This is a genomic window from Flavobacterium ginsengisoli (assembly GCF_029625315.1).
Classification (GTDB): domain Bacteria; phylum Bacteroidota; class Bacteroidia; order Flavobacteriales; family Flavobacteriaceae; genus Flavobacterium; species Flavobacterium ginsengisoli.
This window is the reverse complement of record NZ_CP121110.1, coordinates 3,555,705-3,577,107: the sequence shown is the minus strand read 5'-3', so window position 1 is coordinate 3,577,107 and position 21,403 is coordinate 3,555,705. Positions and strand designations below refer to the sequence as shown.

General features: G+C 30.3%; 19 protein-coding genes and 2 pseudogenes. 14 read left to right on the top strand and 7 right to left on the bottom strand.

The window, feature by feature from the left end; all coding sequences use genetic code 11:
* Both P5P87_RS16675 and P5P87_RS16670 read left to right on the top strand, forming a co-directional pair.
* On the top strand, window positions 1-1,263 hold the full coding sequence (locus P5P87_RS16675; protein WP_278019994.1) for a hypothetical protein: 1,263 nt from the start codon (window positions 1-3) through the stop codon (window positions 1,261-1,263).
* Window positions 1,253-2,368: a glycosyltransferase family 4 protein gene (locus P5P87_RS16670; RefSeq protein WP_278019993.1), complete on the top strand. Its 1,116-nt coding sequence runs from the start codon at window positions 1,253-1,255 to the stop codon at window positions 2,366-2,368. The genes P5P87_RS16675 and P5P87_RS16670 overlap by 11 nt, the downstream gene beginning before the upstream one ends.
* 6 nt (window positions 2,369-2,374) lie before the next feature.
* Here the strand turns inward: P5P87_RS16670 and P5P87_RS16665 are convergent, their stop codons facing one another.
* The gene (locus tag P5P87_RS16665; protein WP_198855056.1) at window positions 2,375-3,151 is read right to left on the bottom strand and encodes a 2OG-Fe(II) oxygenase; all 777 of its coding nucleotides are present in this window, start codon (window positions 3,149-3,151) and stop codon (window positions 2,375-2,377) included.
* Between the two features lie 136 nt (window positions 3,152-3,287).
* Here P5P87_RS16665 and P5P87_RS16660 point away from each other — a divergent pair, with 136 nt between their 5' ends.
* The 4 genes from P5P87_RS16660 (at window position 3,288) to P5P87_RS16645 (ending at window position 7,480) form a co-directional block, all read left to right on the top strand.
* A complete protein-coding gene (locus tag P5P87_RS16660; protein WP_278019992.1) occupies window positions 3,288-4,247 on the top strand; it encodes a DUF1972 domain-containing protein in 960 nt (319 codons plus the stop codon).
* A 291-nt stretch (window positions 4,248-4,538) separates the two neighbouring features.
* Entirely contained in the window at window positions 4,539-5,657 is a 1,119-nt protein-coding gene (locus tag P5P87_RS16655; protein WP_278019991.1) for an O-antigen ligase family protein, read from the top strand.
* The gene (locus P5P87_RS16650; RefSeq protein WP_066033174.1) at window positions 5,654-6,637 is read left to right on the top strand and encodes a UDP-glucuronic acid decarboxylase family protein; all 984 of its coding nucleotides are present in this window, start codon (window positions 5,654-5,656) and stop codon (window positions 6,635-6,637) included. The genes P5P87_RS16655 and P5P87_RS16650 overlap by 4 nt, the downstream gene beginning before the upstream one ends.
* Window positions 6,638-6,712: 75 nt before the next feature.
* Entirely contained in the window at window positions 6,713-7,480 is a 768-nt protein-coding gene (locus P5P87_RS16645) for a glycosyltransferase family 2 protein (RefSeq protein WP_278019990.1), read from the top strand.
* 35 nt (window positions 7,481-7,515) lie between these two features.
* Here P5P87_RS16645 and P5P87_RS16640 read toward each other — a convergent pair whose 3' ends face one another.
* A complete protein-coding gene (locus P5P87_RS16640) occupies window positions 7,516-8,046 on the bottom strand; it encodes an ORF6N domain-containing protein (protein ID WP_198855050.1) in 531 nt (176 codons plus the stop codon).
* A 35-nt stretch (window positions 8,047-8,081) separates the two neighbouring features.
* The gene (locus P5P87_RS16635) at window positions 8,082-9,392 is read right to left on the bottom strand and encodes a phenylacetate--CoA ligase family protein (RefSeq protein WP_278019989.1); all 1,311 of its coding nucleotides are present in this window, start codon (window positions 9,390-9,392) and stop codon (window positions 8,082-8,084) included.
* 135 nt (window positions 9,393-9,527) lie between these two features.
* Between P5P87_RS16635 and purD the strand changes: the two genes are divergently transcribed.
* On the top strand, window positions 9,528-10,802 hold the full coding sequence (gene purD / locus P5P87_RS16630) for a phosphoribosylamine--glycine ligase (protein WP_278019988.1): 1,275 nt from the start codon (window positions 9,528-9,530) through the stop codon (window positions 10,800-10,802).
* 42 nt (window positions 10,803-10,844) lie between these two features.
* Here purD and P5P87_RS16625 read toward each other — a convergent pair whose 3' ends face one another.
* On the bottom strand, window positions 10,845-11,075 hold the full coding sequence (locus P5P87_RS16625) for a DUF6341 family protein (RefSeq protein ID WP_198855047.1): 231 nt from the start codon (window positions 11,073-11,075) through the stop codon (window positions 10,845-10,847).
* A gap of 141 nt (window positions 11,076-11,216) precedes the next feature.
* Between P5P87_RS16625 and P5P87_RS16620 the strand changes: the two genes are divergently transcribed.
* Window positions 11,217-11,999 carry a hypothetical protein gene (locus P5P87_RS16620; protein ID WP_278019987.1) on the top strand — a complete coding sequence of 261 codons (783 nt, stop codon included), beginning with the start codon at window positions 11,217-11,219 and terminating at the stop codon, window positions 11,997-11,999.
* A 142-nt stretch (window positions 12,000-12,141) separates the two neighbouring features.
* On the opposite strand, the gene upp is transcribed toward P5P87_RS16620, so the two are convergent.
* The gene (upp, locus tag P5P87_RS16615; protein WP_198855045.1) at window positions 12,142-12,795 is read right to left on the bottom strand and encodes a uracil phosphoribosyltransferase; all 654 of its coding nucleotides are present in this window, start codon (window positions 12,793-12,795) and stop codon (window positions 12,142-12,144) included.
* 110 nt (window positions 12,796-12,905) lie between these two features.
* Between upp and P5P87_RS16610 the strand changes: the two are divergent.
* Window positions 12,906-13,510, top strand: a pseudogene (locus P5P87_RS16610) (DUF4254 domain-containing protein).
* 40 nt (window positions 13,511-13,550) lie between these two features.
* A pseudogene (locus P5P87_RS16605) lies at window positions 13,551-14,557 on the top strand (glycosyltransferase family 9 protein).
* Window positions 14,558-14,644: 87 nt separating this feature from the next.
* On the opposite strand, the gene P5P87_RS16600 reads toward P5P87_RS16605, so the two are convergent.
* Window positions 14,645-15,034, bottom strand: coding sequence for a hypothetical protein (locus tag P5P87_RS16600; RefSeq protein WP_278019986.1), 390 nt, complete (start codon window positions 15,032-15,034; stop codon window positions 14,645-14,647).
* Window positions 15,035-15,316: 282 nt separating this feature from the next.
* Window positions 15,317-16,369: a 2Fe-2S iron-sulfur cluster-binding protein gene (locus P5P87_RS16595; RefSeq protein ID WP_278019985.1), complete on the bottom strand. Its 1,053-nt coding sequence runs from the start codon at window positions 16,367-16,369 to the stop codon at window positions 15,317-15,319.
* A gap of 128 nt (window positions 16,370-16,497) precedes the next feature.
* Between P5P87_RS16595 and P5P87_RS16590 the strand changes: the two genes are divergently transcribed.
* From P5P87_RS16590 to porW (P5P87_RS16575), 4 genes are all read left to right on the top strand, one after another.
* Window positions 16,498-17,958: a DUF5687 family protein gene (locus P5P87_RS16590; RefSeq protein ID WP_278019984.1), complete on the top strand. Its 1,461-nt coding sequence runs from the start codon at window positions 16,498-16,500 to the stop codon at window positions 17,956-17,958.
* Window positions 17,959-17,997: 39 nt separating this feature from the next.
* Window positions 17,998-18,693, top strand: a complete 696-nt coding sequence (locus P5P87_RS16585; protein WP_278019983.1) for an ABC transporter ATP-binding protein — start codon at window positions 17,998-18,000, stop codon at window positions 18,691-18,693.
* 175 nt (window positions 18,694-18,868) lie between these two features.
* A complete protein-coding gene (gene porW / locus P5P87_RS16580; RefSeq protein WP_278019982.1) occupies window positions 18,869-19,909 on the top strand; it encodes a type IX secretion system periplasmic lipoprotein PorW/SprE in 1,041 nt (346 codons plus the stop codon).
* Window positions 19,903-21,396 carry a type IX secretion system periplasmic lipoprotein PorW/SprE gene (gene porW, locus P5P87_RS16575; RefSeq protein ID WP_278019981.1) on the top strand — a complete coding sequence of 498 codons (1,494 nt, stop codon included), beginning with the start codon at window positions 19,903-19,905 and terminating at the stop codon, window positions 21,394-21,396. The genes porW (P5P87_RS16580) and porW (P5P87_RS16575) overlap by 7 nt, the downstream gene beginning before the upstream one ends.
* The last annotated feature ends 7 nt before the right edge of the window (window positions 21,397-21,403 follow it).

Here is a 21,403-nt window from a genome sequence, read left to right as displayed (position 1 = left end):
ATGAATATCACAATTTATAAAAATTTTCCCTATCAGATTTTATTTTTGCTTTGCATTGTGGTTTCTTTGTTTGCCAATTATGAACTTACTTTTGCTGTTTGGTCTTTAACGTTATTGATAACAATTAAAAGAAAATACTCTTTTACGATAATTCAGTACAATGCCATTTTTTTGTCCATACTTTTAATTGCAATTGTTTCTACTTTTTTCAATAAAACAACCGCTTTTTTATTTATAAGAGATTTTACGTATTTGGTTAAACCTATTTTAGGATTATTAGTAGGATATCAACTCTGCAGATTTAGTAGCAAACTAGCTTTAAAAGTATTGGTTTATACCGGATTAGCAATTTCTATTATACACTTAATAATGTTACTTTTTGCAGTAATAGAATTTAGAACTTTAAGTGTAAATCTTTTAAGAGATCGTGGAGGGTATTTTAGTGATTATGAGATTTATATACTAATTATTCTCATTTTCTATAAAGACTTTAAACTAGAAATTTCAAAGAATCAAAGATTATTTTTAATAGCAACAATAGGCTTGTCAAGTTTTTTATATTTGGCACGTACAAATTTAATTCAGTTTGTGATTTTATATGTTGGTTTAAAAGGATATTTAACCTTTAATAAAAGATCTTTAAAAGTAATTTTATCCATTGTACTGGCTGCGATTATCGGCTATGCAGCCATTGTTTATATTAATCCGAAAAGGGAAGGAAGAGGAATCCAAGCCTTTTTATATAAAATAAAAATCGCTCCAAAAGAAGCTTTTAAAACTCGAATCGACAAGGATGATTGGAAAGATTTTAATGACAATTATAGATCATTTGAGAATATAATTGCTGTAAACCAAGTTTCGGCAAACGGAAATAGAGCAATACTTTTTGGAGAAGGTTTAGGATCTACATTAAATCTCGGAAGAAAAGTATGGACCAATGATCACGAATATGTTCAGTATATTCCAATTGTACACAACGGATATATGACAGTGTTTTTAAAATCGGGAATATTAGGCGTTTTATTTCTATTGACTTTTTTAGTTGTTTTGTTCCGACAAAAAAAATCGGATATTGACAATGTGCAAACAATAAATTATTTATTAATAGGATCAAGCGTTTTTTTGATAGTATCAAACTGGGTATTTTTAGGATTGTACTTAAAACTTGACAATAAATCGATAATAATTGGATTCTTGGTTGCTCTTAGAGAAGTAATGATTAGAGAGCATAATAGTCAAAAAAGAATAAAAAATGAGTATTAAAAACACAACTAGCATTTTTGTTGACTGCCATGTTTTTGATAGTGGTTTTCAAGGAACTAGAACATATATACAAGGTTTATATTCTGAATTAATTACAAAACAAGATCTTCATTTTTTTCTAGTCTCTTCCCATCCCGATAATTTGGCGACTGTTTTTGGTAATCATTCAAATGTTACTTATTTGAAGTATAAATATCAAAACAAATATTTGAGATTACTTATTGATGTTCCGCAGATTATCAAAAAGTATAAAATAGATTTTGCCCATTTTCAATATACTGTTTCGCCATTTAAAAGATGTAAATACATAGTGACAACACACGATATATTGTTTATCGATTTTCCAGAATATTTCTCTTTCTTTAGTAAAACGATCAACACGTTTTTATATAAACAAAGTGCTAAATGGTCAGAAATCAGATTAACAGTTTCAGAGTATTCCAAAGAAAAAATCCGACAGCATTTTGTAATGTCAAATTATGAGATTACTCCAAATGCAATTGATGAAATCTTTTTTGAAGCATATGATAAAGAATCAATTAAGGCTGAAGTCGCAAAAATTTTTTCATTAAAAAAGTATATTATTTATGTAAGCCGATGGGAGCCAAGAAAAAATCATCAAATGGTTTTAAAAGCTTTTTTAAATCTGGAATTATATAAAGAATACGAACTTCTTTTTTTAGGAAATGATACTTTAGAGAATCCTCAATTTACTGAAGTATTTAACAAACTCGATTCTGAAATAAAAAAGAAGATCATAACTTTAAAAAACATTGATTTTAAGACCATGTTATTATTGTTAAGAGGAGCAAATGCAGCTGTTTATCCTTCTATAGCAGAAGGTTTCGGAATTCCTCCATTAGAATCAGTAGCGGCAAAAATACCGACAATTTGCTCCAATAAAACGGCAATGTCCGATTTTAGTTTTTTCAAAGATTTTTATTTTGATCCTTATAATCAAGCTGAATTTAATATAAAGCTCCAAAAAATATTGGACGAAAACTTAAGTTCAGATTTCGAAAGAATGGCAGAAGACATTAAAGAAAAATACAGCTGGAAAAAATCAGCAGAGATTTTATATCATCTTATAACAAAAACGAAATAATTTGATTTACTGATTTTTAGCAGTATTGCTTCCAAATAATTTATTCTTCGTTTGCACTAAAAAGTTATAATTTTTTGCAAATTGTTTTTTTAAAAAAGAAGCATCTTCTTTTGGAAACCAATCTGTTGTACGTGGTTTTTCAATTAGCTTTTTATGAATTTGATAGGCATATGTCGCGATTGATGTTCTATAGCTTCCTTCAGGAAAATTAGTCATATCATATCCATGAAGTGTATAAGGTGCGCATTGTTGGATAATTAAACGATTAAAAGGAACATCTAGTTCAGCTTCTTCACCAGTTCTTAAATCACAAATTTTTAAACCTCCTTTATATTCCGGTTTCCAATCTTTATTTAAATACAAAAGTAAGTTTAACTCTCGATACCAATTTTTGTTAATAGGATGGTAATTAAAGTCTAAGTGCATATCTAGAAAACTATTTTTCTTGCCCTGATGTAATCCTCCGCCGTGATTTTTTGGGTCAACAAAAATTGATTTTGATGTTATGTACGATATGATTTTATTGAATCTTTCAGACGAGAGATCATTATAAAGCTCATTCAATTCAGGGCCTAATTCTTTATAATTTGATTTTTCAAATTTATTATTTGCAAAAGAATAATCGCGGCTTTTATTGTTGAGTTCAGGAATGCTTTTATGGGCTTTTAGTAATTTTTCTTCTTCACAAAAGGCATCTATTATTAAATGTGGAAATGGTCTGGCAGTTAAATATTTTAAACGCAAATCATCTAAATGGTTTTCCAGATATTCAAAATTAATCATAGGTGCTATTTTAGTCGCTTCCAAACAAAAGTAGAAATTAAATTAAATATTCATTAATTAAAAACGAATTTGTTTGTAATTAAATTATTAAGAATTTTAAAATTGCTATTTTTGATTTCAGATTGATAAAATTTAGATGAAAATAGCCATTCTTGGTACCAGAGGAATCCCTAATAATTATGGCGGTTTTGAGCAGTTTGCTGAAATTTTTGCTGTCTATTTAGTACAACAAAAACATGAGGTTTATGTTTATAATTCCCATAATCATGTTTTTCAAGAGAAGAACTACAAGGGAGTAAATATTATTCATCAATATGACCCTGAAAACAAAATAGGTTCTGCTGGACAATTTATTTACGATTTGAATTGTATTCTCGATTCTAGAAAGAGAAATTTTGATATTATTTTACAATTAGGATACACAAGCAGTTCTATATGGTCTTTTCTCTTACCCAAAAAAGCAGTTATTATTACCAATATGGATGGATTGGAGTGGAAGAGAACTAAATATTCGTACAATACCCAAAAATTTCTAAAGTTTGCCGAAAAGAAAGCAGTGAAAAGCAGCGATTATCTAGTGGCAGATTCTATTGGCATTAAACAATATCTGCAAGAGAAATATAGCATTGATGCAACTTACATTGCTTATGGTGCTGAACCTTTCCTTAAAGAAAACGAAGAAGTACTTTCATTATATAATGTAGAAAAAAACAAGTACAACTTATTGATTGCCCGCTTTGAACCTGAGAATAACATCGAAATAATTTTAGACGGAATTGTTGATAGTAAAGATGATAAAGACATATTGGTCGTAGGAAATAAAGATAATAGTTTTGGAAATTATCTTAAAAAGAAATTTAATGCTTATTCGAATATACGTTTTATAGGAGGAATTTATAATAAAGAGCATTTAGACAATTTGAGATATTTTTCTAATCTTTATTTTCATGGGCATTCTGTAGGAGGGACAAATCCATCTTTGCTAGAAGCTATGGCAGCAAAAGCATTAATTGTAGCGCACAACAATAAATTTAACCATGCAATTTTACAAGAAAATGCATTTTACTTTTTTATGCGACAGATGTTAAACGCCTGATCGAAACGGTAAATAGAAAAGAAAATAACCAAATGGTTCAGAATAACTTCGATACAATAATTCAAGAATTTAATTGGAATAAAATAAATGAATCGTACCTCAGATTATTTGAAAAAAGCCTTCAGTAAAATCGATGAATTATGGCAAAACAAAACATTGCTAATTTTTCTTTTAAGCGCAATGTTGATTACCCTTCCGTTAAAACATTCGATAGGGAGTTTAACTTGCATTGTTTTTTTATTGGTTTCTTTAGTCAAATTTAAAAAAGCACATTTTTCACTTCCTAAGGTTTTGTTGCTTCCAATTCTATTGTATGTTTTAATGCTTATGTCACTTTTTTGGACTATTGGAAGCAAGGAGACAATCAAGGGATTACAAAAAGAAGTTTTATTTTTATTGATTCCTTTAGCATTTTGCGACTTACCAAAAATAAATCGAAACGATATAAACAAGATTTTAAGATCGTACAGTTTTGCCATAACGGGTTTTGCGGTATTCTATATTTTAAGGGCGGTTGTAAAATTTATAAATTCTGGAAACAAAGAAGTCTTTTTCTATCACGAACTAGTTACTTTAGAGTTAAATGCAATTTATATGGCTGTTTTTGCTTCATTAGCCATGTTTTTCTTTCTTTCTAAAAAAGAAAAGTCAATTGTTGATAAAATAGGACTTTCGATTCTTATTGTCTTTATATTTTTATTGTCATCTAAAAATATCATTGTAGTCGATTTAATAATGACAATAATGTATTATTCGTTTTTCTCTCCTGTTTCCAAAAAAACAAAGAAAATAATATTGTTGGCAGTCATTATAGTTTCTATAAGTTCTGTACTTTTTATTAAACCGGTTAGAGACCGATTTATGATTGAATTTGAAACCATATTTGTTGATGGATCTTTGAATAAAACTATAGAAAAGAATCAGGGACGAATCTATAATATTAGTTTAAAACAAGCGTGGAACCAAGATCAATTTCAACAAAATGATTTTTTTCCAGGTACAGCATTTAGACTTTTTCAGATAAGAATTTTTAAAGAAATGCTTGAGGAAGAGAATATTTTTTTCACAGGATTTGGATTAGATGCTTCGCAAAATAAAATAAAAGAAAAGGTCAAAGAACATAACCTATACCCAAATTACGGAGAATTTAACTTCCATAATGAATATGTTCAAATATTTTCAGAATTAGGAATATTTGGCTTTTTAATAGTAGTAAGTATGTTGTTTGCTACCATTAGAAAAGGAATTTTCAATAAAGATTTTATACATATTGCTTTCGCAGTAACAATGATAATCTTATTTTTGACCGAATCTTTTTTGAGTCGACAAAGAGGAATAATTTTCTTTATAATTTTTTACTGCATGTTTAATTTGGTAAATAATTGTAATGAACAGAAAATAATGAAATGAAAAGAATACTTATTACTGGAGCGGCAGGATTTTTAGGATCGCATTTATGTGACAGATTTATTAAGGAAGGTTACTTTGTAATCGGAATGGATAATTTAATTACAGGAGATCTTAAAAATATTGAACATTTATTCAAATTAGAAAACTTCGAATTTTATCATCACGATATCACTAAGTTTGTTCATGTTCCTGGCGATTTAGATTATATATTGCACTTTGCATCGCCAGCAAGTCCGATTGATTATTTAAAAATTCCGATTCAGACTTTAAAAGTAGGATCTTTAGGAACACACAATTTGCTTGGATTGGCAAGAGTTAAAAAAGCAAGAATTCTAATTGCATCAACATCTGAAGTTTATGGAGACCCTTTAGTACATCCGCAAACGGAAGAATACTACGGAAACGTAAATACAATAGGTCCGCGTGGCGTTTATGACGAAGCAAAACGTTTTCAGGAATCAATCACAATGGCTTACCATACTTTTCACGGTGTAGAAACTAGAATAGTACGTATTTTTAATACATATGGTCCAAGAATGCGGCTAAACGACGGACGTGTAATTCCTGCTTTTATTGGACAGGCTTTACGTGGCGAAGATTTAACGATTTTTGGAGACGGAATGCAAACGCGTTCTTTCTGTTATGTAGACGACCAAGTAGAAGGTATTTACAGATTATTACATTCTGATTATGTATATCCAGTAAATATTGGAAATCCAGACGAAATCACTATTAAAGATTTTGCTGAAGAAATTATAAAACTCACAGGTACAAACCAAAAAGTGGTTTATCATCCGTTGCCAATAAATGATCCATTACAACGTCAGCCCGATACAACAAAAGCAAAGGAATTATTAGGCTGGGAAGCAAAAGTAAGTCGTGCCGAAGGAATGAAAATTACTTATGAGTATTTCAAATCATTATCTCCGGAAGAGCTTGCAAAAGAAGAACACAAAGATTTTTCTAGTTATATCAAATAAAAACTTTATAACAGCTCGAATTTCCAATTGAATTCGGGCTGTTTTTTAATTAAACTCCAAATAAATCTGTTGTAGATGAACGAATTAGTTTCTATTATTGTACCAACATATAATACTGAAAAGTTCATTAGACAAACAATTGAATCTGTTCAAAATCAAACTTATAGCAATTGGGAAATGATTCTGGCTGATGATGCTTCAACAGATAAAACGGTTGCAATAATTGAAGGGTTTGCGAAAAATGACAATCGAATAAAACTCTTCAAATTACCAGAAAATCGCGGAAATGGTTTTGCCCGAAATACCGCTTTAGAAAAAGCCACAGGAAAATATATTGCCTACTTAGATGCCGATGATTTATGGTTTCCTGAGAAATTAGAAAAACAAATTCAGTTTCTAAAAACAAATAATTTACACTTTACTTTTAGTTTTTACGATTCTATTGATGAAGAAGGAAACGATTTAAACAGAAGGGTTGAATCACCAAATCCATTAACTTATAAAGAATTATTTTTCTGTAATTATGTAGGCAATTTGACAGCCATTTATGATGCAGATTATTTCGGAAAAATTATTCTTGAAACCACACAAAAACGTCAGGATTGGAGAATTTGGCTAACAATTTTGAAGCAAATTAAAATAGCAAAACCAGTCGCAGAACCTTTAGCTTTTTATAGAATTAGAAAAGATTCTGTTTCTTCTTCAAAATTTAAATTGATCAAACATAATTTTGGTGTTTACAGGGAATTTCACAGGTATAATCTCGTTTTTTCTGTTTTATTGATGATGAGGTTTTTGTTTACTCAGTTGATAATCAAAACAAAATATATTAAGAAAGTTTAGTATTCTTTAAGGTCACAATTTGTGACCTTAAAGAATTATTTTTTATAGCCAATCTTCACTCTTTCAGATTCATTTTCTTTCTTCTCAGTTAATTCATCTAAATAAGAAAAAACCAATTCAATATTTTTATCGTGGTTTTCTAACTTCTTCTGAATCTGTAAAATATCAACTTTAATTTCGGTTGTATCCAAAAGCATTTGTCTCACTTTCGTAAAAATTCTCATAATTTGAATATTGGTTTGAATTGCCTTGTCGCTTTTTAAGATACTTGAAAGCATAAGTATGCCGTGTTCAGTAAAGGCATAAGGAAGGTATTTTAAGTTTGAACCTCTACCATTCTTCAAGGTCGCAAATTGCGACCTTGAAGAATTATATTCATTTTCAGTTAGTTGAAACATAAAATCTTCTGGGAATCTTGACAAATTTCTTTTTACCTGCTCATTTAATCGCTTAGTTTCGACATCATAAAGAGAAGCCAGATCACTATCGAGCATCACTTTTTGACCACGAATAAAATATATTTTATTTGAAATTGTTTCTTCAGAAAGTAAAGAGTTATCGTCCATAAGTTTTTAAATAAAAAACAAATGTAATATTTTATTTACAAATAAGATTTAAACTGTTTCAGTTTCCCGCGATTGGTTCTTTCTAAAACTGTTTTTCGAGTAAAAGTGAAATTTAGATTGGGTTCTAAATACAAATCAATTGCTTGTTTTATTTTTTCAATTTGTTCTGAAACTAATTCTTTTTCAGCTACATATTCAATTTCAAAAGTATCAATTTGGGTTTGTTTGATGATAAATTCTTTTACGTTTCCATCATCTTCAATAATGCTTTTAGTTACATAATAAAAGGTCAAACCTGGCGATTTTTTCCCACTTGGAAGAATTGCAACATCATTTGTTCTGCCGATAAGTTTTTTAAGAATTGGTTTTTGAGGCGTACTTTTTTCATCCAAAATTCCAATATCGCCAATTTCATATCGAATGAAAGGATTTGCTTTGTTGAATAGAGACGTAATCACAATTTTTCCTTCTGTTCCATGTGGAACAGGATTATTGTTTTCATCTAAAATTTCTACAAACAAAGTTTCTGCATTTACTTGCCATTCGCCTTGCGGATTTTCAAAAGCAATCAAATCCAATTCAGAAGCGCCGTATTCGCTAATAATCGGAATGCCGAATTGTTTTTCTAACAGTTTTTTATCCGCTTCAAAGAGCATTTCCGAAGTGACAAAACAAGCTTTTAAAGTTGGACAAATTTCATTTAAAACGATATTTTTTTGTTGTAAAAATTTGGCAAATAAAACAATAGAACTTGTATAACCGTTGAGGTAATCGAATTTTTTTGTTTTGAATTTTTGAAAAAATTTTTCTAGAACTTCATCAGATAAATCAAAAACTGGAAAACGAAATCGATGTGTCAAAAAATCCTTGAAACGTTCTTTTTGATAGCCAATAAAATCCATTGGAATTCCGTAAAAACGAGCTTGATACGAATGATTAAAATCAATTCCGAACCAGTCAAATCGCATAATATTGGAAGCCCAAGTCAAGGCATGTGAATATTTGTCTTTGGCAAAAACAAAAGGAGTTCCGCTTGATCCAGAGGTTTTGTTGAGATAAACAGATTTTTTAGAATAACCTTTTGAAAGTCTTTCTTCAAGGGGTTTTTGTAAATTCTGTTTGTTTAAAATCGGCAGATTTTCCCAATTTTCGGCAGTTGTATTTCCAGCTAATGCTGCATAAAAAGAATTGTTTTTAAGATGAAAATCAACAATTTCCTTCTTTTTGTTTTCGAGAAAAACCGTAAATTCTTCTTCAGAAAAATGAACAATTTTGTCCAATTCGGCTTTAGCTTTCTTTATCGGAAAACCATTTAATTGAAGGGAAATATCAAAAAGGCGAATCATTTTTCAGAAAAATTTTCGTCAAAAATAAGGTTTAGGAATTACTAACAATGTAGAACCAACAATTTTTTGAAGATTTAATTATTTTTTACGTGCAAAAGCAAGTATTTTTGCACCACAACTAAATACAACAACACCATGACAATTTTATTATTGGGATCAGGCGGAAGAGAGCATGCTTTTGCATGGAAAATGACACAGAGTCCGCTTTGCGAAAAACTTTTTGTAGTACCTGGAAATGCAGGAACTGCCGCAATTGCTGAAAACGTTGCAATATCTGCAACTGATTTTGAAGCAGTGAAAGCATTAGTACTTAAAGAAAATATAAGTTTAGTAGTCGTAGGACCAGAAGATCCGTTGGTAAAAGGTATTTACGATTATTTTAAAAACGATGAAAGTTTAAAACATATTCCGGTTATTGGGCCATCTCAATTAGGTGCGCAATTAGAAGGAAGTAAAGAATTTGCAAAAGAATTCTTGATGAAACATAACATTCCAACTGCAGCTTATGACAGTTTCACAGCTGAAACAGTTGAAAAAGGATGTGAGTTTTTAGAAACTTTACAGCCTCCTTACGTTTTAAAAGCAGACGGATTAGTTGCTGGAAAAGGTGTTCTGATCATTCAAGATCTTGAAGAAGCCAAAACGGAATTAAGAAACATGTTGGTTCATGCAAAATTTGGAACAGCAAGTTCAAAAGTGGTTATTGAAGAATTCTTGGATGGAATTGAATTAAGCTGTTTCGTTTTAACTGACGGGAAAAGTTATAAAATTCTTCCAACGGCGAAAGATTATAAAAGAATTGGAGAAGGAGATACAGGTTTAAACACAGGCGGAATGGGAGCAGTTTCTCCAGTTCCTTATGTTGATGCTGTTTTGATGGAAAAAATTGAAACTCGTATTGTAAAACCAACAATCGAAGGTTTCCAAAAAGACGGAATCGAATATAAAGGTTTTGTTTTTATTGGTTTAATCAATGTTAAAAACGAACCAATCGTTATCGAATATAACGTAAGAATGGGAGATCCTGAAACTGAAGTTGTTGTTCCGAGATTAAAATCTGATTTGGTTGAATTATTCTTGTCTGTTGCAGATCAGAAATTAGGAGACTTTAATTTAGAAGTTGATCCAAGAAGTGCAACAACTGTAATGGTAGTTTCTGGCGGATATCCTGAAGATTTCGAAAAAGGAAAAGTAATTTCTGGTTTAGAAAATATTGAAGATTCTATAGTTTTTCACGCAGGAACAAAATTAGATGGCGAAAATGTCGTTACTAATGGAGGACGTGTAATTGCTGTGACATCTTACGGAGATAATTTCCAAGAGGCCATAAAAAAATCTTATCAAAACATAGATAAACTAAGCTTTGATAAGATGTATTTTAGAAAAGATATCGGTTTCGATTTAATCTAAAAATAAATTCACCAGCCCTTTTTAATTAAAGGGTTTGGTTTTTTATTTTAAAAATGAATGAGCCGTTGTATCTTGGTTTTCTGTTCCAGCGTCATCAAAAATACGTAATTGTTTAATCCAATAAACGATTGCGCATGCACAGATGATCATAAAAATCCAGTTAATAGTGTTTGCACCAAACCATGTTTTTAATTCTAAATGACGTAAAAAGTCAAGAGGAGCAAACAAAATGTTAACGAATAGGTATTGAATTCCTTCAAAAAAAGCTGTCATAATTTTAAAAATTATATGTTATTTATTGTTGTGTAATGCCTTGAAGATAAAATTCGGCGAACCAAATCTTTTTTCAACTTGTTAGGTCTTTCCTTTTAAACAAGTATTATCTTTACAATCACAAAAGTATAAAATATCCTTATGATAACAAGTGTTTTTAAAAAATCTACGCCATTAAATTATTCATTGGTTGTAATTTTAATACTGGTTTTCTTTTTTATGTTCCAAATTAAAGACCCATCTTGGGTTACTTCTTATTTTTTGGCGTTTCAAAAAGTGAGTTTGTTATGCTTTATTTTGGCTTCTTTTTTTATGATTAATTTCATTGTAAAAAAGAACGGACTCAGTAAAGACAACGGTTACTCGATACTTTTTTACTTATTGTTTATTTTATTTTTCCCAACGATTTTTAATAACTCAAATGTTATCTATGCCAATTTTTTCATTTTATTGGCACTTCGAAGATTAATTTCATTGCAATCTCTTAAAGCATCAAAAGAAAAAATATTTGATGCCGCATTTTGGATTTTTGTAGCTTCTTTATTTCAATTTTGGAGTATTCTCTTTATAATTTTAGTTTATATATCTATTATTTTTCATGTTTCAAGAGATTATAGAAACTGGGTTCTGCCTTTTATAGCGCTTTTGGCCGTAACTATTTTATTCTATATGACATCATTAATTTTAAATATTGATGCAATAGCTTTCATCCAAGAAAAAGCTGTAATCGATTTTAGAATAGATTATTTTAAAAATAATTACGAAAACGCAAGCACTTTCAATTTACACCGCTGTAGCGTTATTTTTTGTTACTTCGATGCTAATGACGCTATCAAACAGGCCTCAAATTGTACATTCTTCGTACAAGAAAGTTGTAGCTTGTTTTTTTATAGTCGCTTTTGTTTATATCATTTCGCCAAATAAAAGCAATGATTTATTATTATTCAGTATTGCACCATTAACGATAATGGCAACAAGTCATGTAGAATACATGCAACAGAAACTTAATAACGAGATTGTTTATTATACTCTGATTGTGTGTAGTTTATTTACTTTTTTCTCTCAATTATAATTTACTTCCGTAAGCAAGATCGCCAGCATCTCCAAGTCCAGGAACAATGTAGTTTTTCTCATTTAGTTTTTCGTCTAGAGAGGCAACCCATAGATGACAGTTTTCTGGAAGATTTTTTTCAAGGTGATCAATTCCTTCTGGAGCTGCAATAACAACAACAATATGAATTTCTGTTGGAGTAGCATTTTCTATTAATTTTTCATGAACCGCAACAATTGATTGTCCAGTGGCCAGCATTGGATCAAGAAGAAGGACTGTTTTATTATTTAAGTCAGAAATTGCCTGATATTCAACTCGAATTTCAAATTCATCGTCATTATTTGGATGATATCTGCAGGCAGAAACAAAGCTATTTTCTGCATGATCAAAATAATTTAGAAAACCATTATGTAGAGGCAATCCAGCTCTTAAAATTGGACATAGTACCAAATTTGCATCAATTTCTGTCGTCTTTTTAATTCCTAAAGGCGTTTGAATTTCAACTTCTTTGTAAGGTAAAATTTTACTCAATTCATAAGCCATGATTTCTCCAATACGTTCAATATTTCGACGAAAACGCATACTGTCGTTTTGAACCTTTACATTTCGGATCTGACCTAAAAAATGATTTAATACACTGTTGTTCTCAGAGATATAATGGATTTTCATAATATTTTTTTAGAAGATCAATTGTTTATTAGGAATAATTGAAAAATTAATGTTTTTTTTCAAAGTATAAAAGTATAAAAAGTATCTTTGTTTCATAAAAAAATAAAAACATGTTTTCAAAATTAGCATATTCTGTTTTCGAGCAAAGCATCAAAGATTATCACCAGTTTGATAATGTAGATCAGCCGATCAATAATCCTTATCCAAAAGATAAGTTCGAGCATTTGTTATATTTAAAAAATTGGATTGACACTGTTCAATGGCATTTTGAAGATATTATTCGTGATCCACAGATTGATCCAGTTGCGGCATTAACTTTAAAAGAAGAATTGATGCATCAAATCAGGAACGTACTGATATGGTGGAATACATTGATAGTTACTTTTTACAGAAATATAGCGATGTAAAAGTAAAAGAAGGAGCAAAAATCAATTCTGAAAGTCCAGCTTGGGCTTTTGACAGATTATCTATTTTGGCTTTAAAAATTTATCACATGCATGAAGAAGCTAATCGTGCTGAAGCTTCTCAGGAACATAGAGATAAATGTCAGGAAAAATTAAATATTCTTTTAGAGCAAAGAACAGATTTATCTACAGCAATTGAAGAATTATTGACAGATATCGAAAACGGTGACAAATTCATGAAAGTTTACAAACAAATGAAAATGTACAACGACGACGATTTGAACCCAGTTTTATATCAAAATAAAAAATAATTTGGCAGACTTGTCTAGCAAAATTAAGCATATAGCCGTCATGAGACTATCCGCAATGGGAGATGTCGCCATGACGGTTCCTGTTTTACGAGCTTTTGTAAAACAATATCCAACGGTAAAACTAACCGTTATTTCTCGTCCATTTTTCAAACCTTTTTTTGACGGAATTCCTAATCTTGAGTTTTTTGCTTTTGATGAAAAAGAAAGACACAAAGGATTTCTTGGGCTTTTACGCTTATATGGAGATATAAAAAAACTGAAGATTGATGCATTTGCTGATCTTCATAATGTTTTGAGATCTAAGGTGGTGAGTTTACTTTTCGCTTTAAGCGGAAAAAAAGAGCAACTGTTGATAAAGGAAGAGAAGGTAAAAAAGAATTAACACGTGCTGAAAATAAGATTTTCAAGCAATTGCCAACGATGTTTGAAAGACACGTAAAAGTGTTTCAAGAACTTGGTTTTTCTATTGATTTGTCTCATCCGGAGTTTCCTAAAAAAGCAGACTTAAGTGCAGAAATTAACGATTTAATTGGACACGATTATCGAAAACTAATTGGAATTGCGCCTTTTGCGCAATACGATTCTAAAGTTTATCCTCTTGATTTAATGCAGGAAGTAATTGCAAAATTGGCCGAAAATAAAGATCAGACGATTTTACTTTTTGGTGGAGGAAAGAAGGAAATCGAAATTTTAGATTCTCTTGCACAACCATTTGAAAATGTAATAAATATGGCTGGAAAAATTAAATTTCAGCAGGAATTACAATTAATCAGCAATCTTGATGTGATGCTTTCTATGGATTCTGGAAATGCACATATCGCGGCAATGTTGGGTGTAAAAGTAGTTACGCTTTGGGGCGCGACGCATCCGTACGCAGGATTTTTGCCGTTTAACCAGAAGATGGTAGATGCTTTAACTTCAGACCGAAATCAATATCCAAAATTACCAACTTCAGTTTATGGAAACAAAATTGTCGAAGGATATGAAGATGCTATGAGAACAATTTTACCAGAAGATGTTGTTTCAAAGATAAATACCATTATTTAAAATATAAAAAATGGAGAAAAAGTAAAATCTTTGCCAAAGTTTAAAACTCTGACAAAGATCTTACTTTTAATTTTTAAAGCTGTTTTTTTATAAGCTTAGAAAAAGATAGCCTAATACTTTCTTTTTGTTTTTGTCAACGACAATTTCAACAAACTGATTTTCTTTTTCTGTAGCTAGTAAAATGTATTCTCTATCTTCAGCAGAATTTCGGTAAACTTTATGTACCAATTCAGATTCTTTAATTTTTTTAGATAAAATTTTAGTCGCTTTTAATTCGCTTACATAAGGCCAAATATTAAAAAAACTATCAGAGATTGATACTTCTTTAATTTCCTTAGCTGTTGAAGAATTATACTCTTCTTTTGAAAGGAGTTTGGGAACTTTTCTGTTTTTTCCTGCTTTAATTATAAAATAGCCACAGAATAGTGCAGTTATTACAAAAAGCAATATAAAAGTTAGACGGAGGTAGTGATGCATTTCCATGATATTTAATGTTTTAAACGTGTTAACAATTAAATGCGACTTTACAAAATGTATCTTTAAAAGATAAAGATGTATTAGTCTAGAGCGTACTACTAATTTAGTAAATTTTCAGGACATTTTTTAAAAAATACTCAAAAAGATGAAGGCTTTTTCGATATTTTTTTAAATCAAAATTCTATAAGAAAAATATCATAGAGGAAAGATAAGCGCAAAAAAAATTCCAAATTTCAACGTTAAAATTGAGATTTGGAATTTTATATTTTGAGAGTTTAACAATTAAACATCATCATAATCAACATAAATAGTTTCTGAAGTTGGATGTGCTTGACAAGTTAAAATTAAACCTTCAGCAATTTCTCCATCTGTTAAAATAGAATTTTTCGTCATTTCTGCGGTTCCTTTCGTAACACGACCTAAACAACTACTGCAGATTCCGCCTTGGCAAGAATAAGGAGCGTCGACACCTTGTTTTAGAGCTGCGTCAAGAATTATTTGTTTTTTAGACATTTCAAAAGTAGTCTCTTCATCGTCTACCAAAACAGTAATTTTTGTGTGTCCTTCTTGAGAACCTTGAATTTCGTGCTCTTCAGAAGAAGATGTAAACAACTCAAATTTAATAGCAGATTCTTTTACGTTTTTCTCTTTTAAAACATTAGAAACAGTATTAATCATTTCTTCTGGCCCGCAAAGGAAAAATTTATCAAATTGAAGTTCTTTGTGTTTGTTGTTTAAAACAAAATTAACAGCCGATTTTTCAATTCGTCCAAATAAAGCATTTTCAGCTTTTGCTTGGCTGTATACATTATGCACAAAAAATCTTCCTACATATTGCAATTGCAAATCGTGAAGCTCTTGATGAAAGATTGTACTTTCAGGAGTTTTATTTCCGTAAACCAATACAAATGAGCTTTTTGGTTCATTCTTTAAAACTGATTTTATGATAGAAAGAACCGGAGTAATTCCGCTTCCTGCAGCAAATGCCGCATAGTTCTTTTGTCTTTCAGCATCTGGTTCAAAAGTAAATTTACCTTCTGGCTGGCCTACTTCAAGAACATCTCCTGCTTTTAATTTAGTATTGGCAAACTGAGAAAAAAGACCATTTTTTACTGCTTTTACAGCAATTCTTAATTCGCCGCTGTCTGGTGCAGAGCAAATAGAATATGCACGTCTAATTTCTTGATTGTCAAGAGTTAATTTTAAATTTATATATTGACCTGCTATAAATTTATAGTCAGATTTTAGTTCTTCAGGAACATTAAAAAGAATAGAAACAGCATCTGCAGTTTCTCTTTTAACCTCTTTAATTATAAGTTTTAAGAATGAAGGCATGATAGAATTTTTATGCAAAAGTAGCAAACCACTATTAAAATTTTAGCACGAAATTATTTTTTTTAACTTTTTTTGTAACGTTTTCCTACATTTGGGCTCTTACTACAAAAATACTTAAACCATAAACCATGATTAAGAAGTTTATTTATCTCGAATGGAAGGCTTTTACTAGATCGGCATCTTTCGGTAAAAATCTGGCAATGAAAATTGTAATAGGTTTTTTGATGATCTATTTTTCTTTAATTTTTATTGGTATGGGAGTTGGAGCATTTTATATGCTTAAAGAAATGAAATTGGAACCATTGGTGACTTTAAACAAATTTCTGATTTATTATTTTTTAGCCGATTTAATGATTAGATTGTTATTACAGTCAATTCCTGTTCTAAATATCAAACCTTTGCTGGTTCTTCCTTTAAAAAAAAGGACCATTGTTCATTTTTCTTTAGGCAAAACGATTTTATCTTTTTTTAATTGGATACATGCCTTATTTTTTGTTCCATTTACTGTTGTTCTAATTTTAAACGGATATGATGTTGTTCAGATTATTTTTTGGCATTTGGGTGTAATGTCTATTATTTATATCAACAATTTTCTAAATATTATTTTGAGTAATATTGACAGATTATTTGCTCTTTTTCTATTATTGATTATAGTTTTAGGAAGTGCACAATATTATCAATTATTTGATATTACAAAGTTTACAACGCCATTTTTTCAAAGTTTTTATGAAATAGACGGATTGTTTTTGATTCCGATTCTAGTATTAATAACACTGCATTATTTTACTTTTAAATACTTTGAAAAGAATTTATATCTCGATGCAGGACTCTCTGTAAAACAAGATGTTGCTTCTACAGAAAATCTTTCGTGGCTGAATCAGTTCGGGACTTTGGGAACTTTTCTTAAAAATGACATTAAACTCATCAAAAGAAATAAAAGATCCAAAACCACTATAGTAATGAGTGTTATCTTTTTATTCTACGGATTGATTTTTTTCGGAAACATGAATCAGCCGCCTGCTATGCAAATTTTTGCTGGAATTTTTGTTTCGGGCGGATTTCTATTTGTATTTGGACAATTTGTACCGAGTTGGGACAGTTCATACTATCAATTAATGATGACGCAGAATATTCCGTATAGAGGTTACATTACTGCAAAATGGTGGCTTGTTGTAATTGCAACTTTCATTTCAACAATACTTGCTTCTTTTTATCTTTTATATGGTTGGGAAACTTATCTAATTGTTGTAGTTGGAGCAATTTATAATATAGGAGTCAATTCTCATTTAGTGCTTTTGGGTGGCGCTTTTACCAAAACGCCAATTGATTTAAGTAATGCTGGCGGTGCTTTTTCTGATAAAAAAGTGTTTAATGTTAATGCAATGTTATTGTCATTGCCAAAAATATTTCTACCATCGATATTATATTGGTTTGGTTTGCATTATGCAGATAAAACGGTTGCATTAGCCTTAGTTGCAGGAGTAGGAATCTTGGGTTTTATCTTTAAAGAAAAAGTGTTTTCATTAATAGAAAAGATATACAAAAGAGAAAAATATAGTACAATAAGTGCTTATAAACAAAAGAGTTAATTGATAATTTGCCCATTAGAAAATAAACCTAACATTGCCATGATACAAGTACATCAGCTTTCAAAAACATATAACAAAACAACAGTTTTAAATATTAATAGTCTAGAAATTCCAAAAGGACAAAGTTTTGGGTTGGTAGGAAATAACGGAGCAGGAAAAACAACTTTCTTCAGTTTGCTTTTAGACCTAATCCAGCCTTCAACAGGATATATAAAAAGTAATGATATTCAGGTGAATACAAGTGAAAACTGGAAATCTTTTACTGGATCTTTTTTAGATGAAAATTTTCTTATCGGATATTTAACTCCAGAAGAATATTTTTATTTTATCGGAGATTTACGCAATCAGAATAAGGCAGATATTGATGCTTTGCTGGCGAAGCACGAGGAATTTTTTAACGGAGAAATTTTAAAGAATAAAAAATATCTTCGTGATTTATCAAAAGGAAACCAAAAGAAAGTGGGAATAATTGCTACTCTTATTGGTAATCCAGAAGTTGTAATTTTAGACGAACCTTTTGCAAATTTAGATCCAACAACGGTGAGCCGACTAAAAAAAATAATCAAAGAATTAGCCGATGATCCAAACGTAACGGTTTTAGTTTCAAGCCATGATTTACAACATACTGTCGAGGTTTGTAATCGTATTGTTGCTCTTAATAAGGGGGAGATTGTCAAAGACATTCAGACCTCAAAAGAGACCTTACAAGAACTAGAATTGTTTTTTGCTGTGTAAGAATTTCTATATTTCAAAAAGAAGCGTATTTTTACAAGTGAATATACTAAAACCAATTTTTAGTAGTTATCTGTTTTAAACTCTTTTCTATTGAAAAAGAATACTCTTAAATATAGTTTTACTCTCGTTTTTTTATTCTTTTTTGATAGCTTGTTCTACCAAAAAAAATACTTTTTTGGCTCGAAGTTCTCATTCGATTGGGACAAAATATAACATTCTTTATAATGGAGGAATTGGTCTAGAAAAAGGTTTAAAGTCAATTCAGGCTAATAACGAAGATAATTTTTGGAAGATACTGCCAATTGAAAAAATGCAGTTTGATGAAAATTTTTCTGAAGGGGAAAAAACTAAAAATCCTGACTTTGAAAAGGCAGAAACCAAAGCTACAAAAGCCATTCAGAAACACTCCATGAATATTGGAGGAAGAGAAAGAAACTGGCAGATTGACGAAGCGTATCTTATGCTAGGAAAAGCGAGATATTACGACCAACGTTTCATTCCAGCAATTGAGGCTTTCAATTATATTTTATACAAATATCCAGAAAGTAATAATATTTATACCGCAAAAATTTGGCGCGAAAAAACCAATATGCGTTTAGGAAACGATGCGATTGTTCTTAAGAATATTAAAATTTTACTTAAAAAAACAGATTTAGATAAACAGACTTATGCTGATGCCAACGCTCTTTTGGCAGAAGCTTTTATTAATCTGGAACAAAAAGACAGTGCTGTTTCTAGACTTAGAGTTGCAGAACAATTTACAAGAAAGAATGAAGAACGCGCAAGGTATCGTTTTATACTTGGTCAGATGTATCAAGCAGAAGGAAAACGTGACAGCGCCATTTATTTCTATGATGCTGTTATTGATTTAAACCGAAAAGCAGATCGTAAGTATATGATGCACGCTTACGCGAAAAAAGCACAAATGTTTGATTATGGTAAAGATAATGATACGATTTTCTTAAAAACATTTAATAAATTGGTGACTGATCGTGAAAATCGTCCTTATTATGATGTTCTTTTTTATGAAATGGGAGTTTATTATGATAAAAAGAAAGATCAAGAAAATGCATTATTCTTCTACAATAAATCTTTAGGCAGAAAATCTAAAGATCCTTATTTGATGGCATCTGCTTACAGAAACATCGGAAACATGTATTTTAAAAACACTGATTATTCTATGGCGAAGCAAAGTATTATGATAGTACTTTGGTAAAACTGGATCCCAAAACCAGAGAATTTGCTTTTATAGAAAAAAACAGAAAAAATCTTGATGACGTAATTAAATACGAAGCTATCGCAAAACGCAATGATAGTATTATTAAGGTATACAATTTGCCACCAAGCGAAAAGAAAGATTATTTCGAAGGTTATATTGCAAAGCTTAAAAAGAAAGACGAAGAAAAAAGACTTTTAGAAGAAAAAGAAAAAGAACGATTAGCCAATATCGATCGAAATTCTCAATCGGGAATTCCAGGAAATGGAGCAGTAAACCCGCAATCTTTAGGTAAATCAATGGAACCAGAAGGAATCGTGCCGCCTGGAGGAAATGATAACGCAAGTACATTCTATTTTTATAACCCTACAACCGTAGCCTATGGAAAACTACAGTTTAAAAAAATGTGGGGTAACAGAACTATGGCCGGAAACTGGAGATTGGCAGGAATGAGAGCCATTAATAATGATGCGATGAATGATTCTATTGCAACTAAAGAAGTTGCTAACGCATTAAAAGATACCATTGTACCAGAAAAATATACTGTAGCCTATTATGTAAAACAGCTTCCAACTTCGCAAACAGCTATGGATAGCATTGGCAAAGAACGAAACTTTTCATACTATCAATTGGGACTTATATACAAGGAGAAGTTTAAAGAATATAATTTGGCAAGTGATAAGCTAGAACAATTACTTCAAAATAATCCTGAAGAAAAATTGGTATTGCCATCAATGTATAATTTATACAAAATATATCAAATTACAAACCCAGCAAAAGCTGAAGCTATAAAAGCTGAGATATCTTCAAAATATCCAGATTCGAGATATGCTCATATTTTAAACAATAAAGAAGAAGATCCAAATTCTAGTCCAGACAAAGAATATCAAAAATGGTATAAACTTTTTGAGCAAGAACATTTTAACGAAGTCTTGGCAAATATTGACAATCTAATTAACCAATATTCTGGAGATGATATTGTTTCAAAATACGAATTGCTAAAGGCTAACACTCAAGGAAAAGTATATGGTTTAGAAGCTTATAAAAAAGGACTTGAGAATGTAGCTGATAATTATCCGAATAGTGAAGAAGGTAAAAATGCAAGAGAAATTCTAGAAAAACAGGTTCCTATTTTAGAGAAACTTAATTTTACAACAACAGACACTAAAAACTGGAAAATAGTATATCGAGTTAATAATAACGATACAAAGGCGGTTAAAAGAATTGAAGAAGCAATTAGAGTATTTTTATTAGTTGAAAATTACGAAAGATTGACAACATCATTGGATAAATACAATAAAACAGAAAGTTTTGTAGTTATTCATGGTTTAAAATCTGAGGCTTATGCAAATGATGTTGCTGGAGTTTTCAGAGATGATAAGAAATATAAAATCCCAGATCAAGCAATAATTATATCAAATGACAATTATAAAATTGTTCAAATTAAAAAAAATCTAGATACATATCTTAGCCCAAAAACCCCTTAAATCTTAA

Coding starts and splice junctions, on each gene's coding strand:
- P5P87_RS16675 (WP_278019994.1), top strand. CDS start 1: ATGAATATCACAATTTATAAAAATTTTCCCTATCAGATTTTATTTTTG.
- P5P87_RS16670 (WP_278019993.1), top strand. CDS start 1,253: ATGAGTATTAAAAACACAACTAGCATTTTTGTTGACTGCCATGTTTTT.
- P5P87_RS16665 (WP_198855056.1), bottom strand. CDS start 3,151: ATGATTAATTTTGAATATCTGGAAAACCATTTAGATGATTTGCGTTTA.
- P5P87_RS16660 (WP_278019992.1), top strand. CDS start 3,288: ATGAAAATAGCCATTCTTGGTACCAGAGGAATCCCTAATAATTATGGC.
- P5P87_RS16650 (WP_066033174.1), top strand. CDS start 5,654: ATGAAAAGAATACTTATTACTGGAGCGGCAGGATTTTTAGGATCGCAT.
- P5P87_RS16645 (WP_278019990.1), top strand. CDS start 6,713: ATGAACGAATTAGTTTCTATTATTGTACCAACATATAATACTGAAAAG.
- P5P87_RS16640 (WP_198855050.1), bottom strand. CDS start 8,046: ATGGACGATAACTCTTTACTTTCTGAAGAAACAATTTCAAATAAAATA.
- P5P87_RS16635 (WP_278019989.1), bottom strand. CDS start 9,392: ATGATTCGCCTTTTTGATATTTCCCTTCAATTAAATGGTTTTCCGATA.
- purD (WP_278019988.1), top strand. CDS start 9,528: ATGACAATTTTATTATTGGGATCAGGCGGAAGAGAGCATGCTTTTGCA.
- P5P87_RS16625 (WP_198855047.1), bottom strand. CDS start 11,075: ATGACAGCTTTTTTTGAAGGAATTCAATACCTATTCGTTAACATTTTG.
- P5P87_RS16620 (WP_278019987.1), top strand. CDS start 11,217: ATGATAACAAGTGTTTTTAAAAAATCTACGCCATTAAATTATTCATTG.
- upp (WP_198855045.1), bottom strand. CDS start 12,795: ATGAAAATCCATTATATCTCTGAGAACAACAGTGTATTAAATCATTTT.
- P5P87_RS16600 (WP_278019986.1), bottom strand. CDS start 15,034: ATGCATCACTACCTCCGTCTAACTTTTATATTGCTTTTTGTAATAACT.
- P5P87_RS16595 (WP_278019985.1), bottom strand. CDS start 16,369: ATGCCTTCATTCTTAAAACTTATAATTAAAGAGGTTAAAAGAGAAACT.
- P5P87_RS16590 (WP_278019984.1), top strand. CDS start 16,498: ATGATTAAGAAGTTTATTTATCTCGAATGGAAGGCTTTTACTAGATCG.
- P5P87_RS16585 (WP_278019983.1), top strand. CDS start 17,998: ATGATACAAGTACATCAGCTTTCAAAAACATATAACAAAACAACAGTT.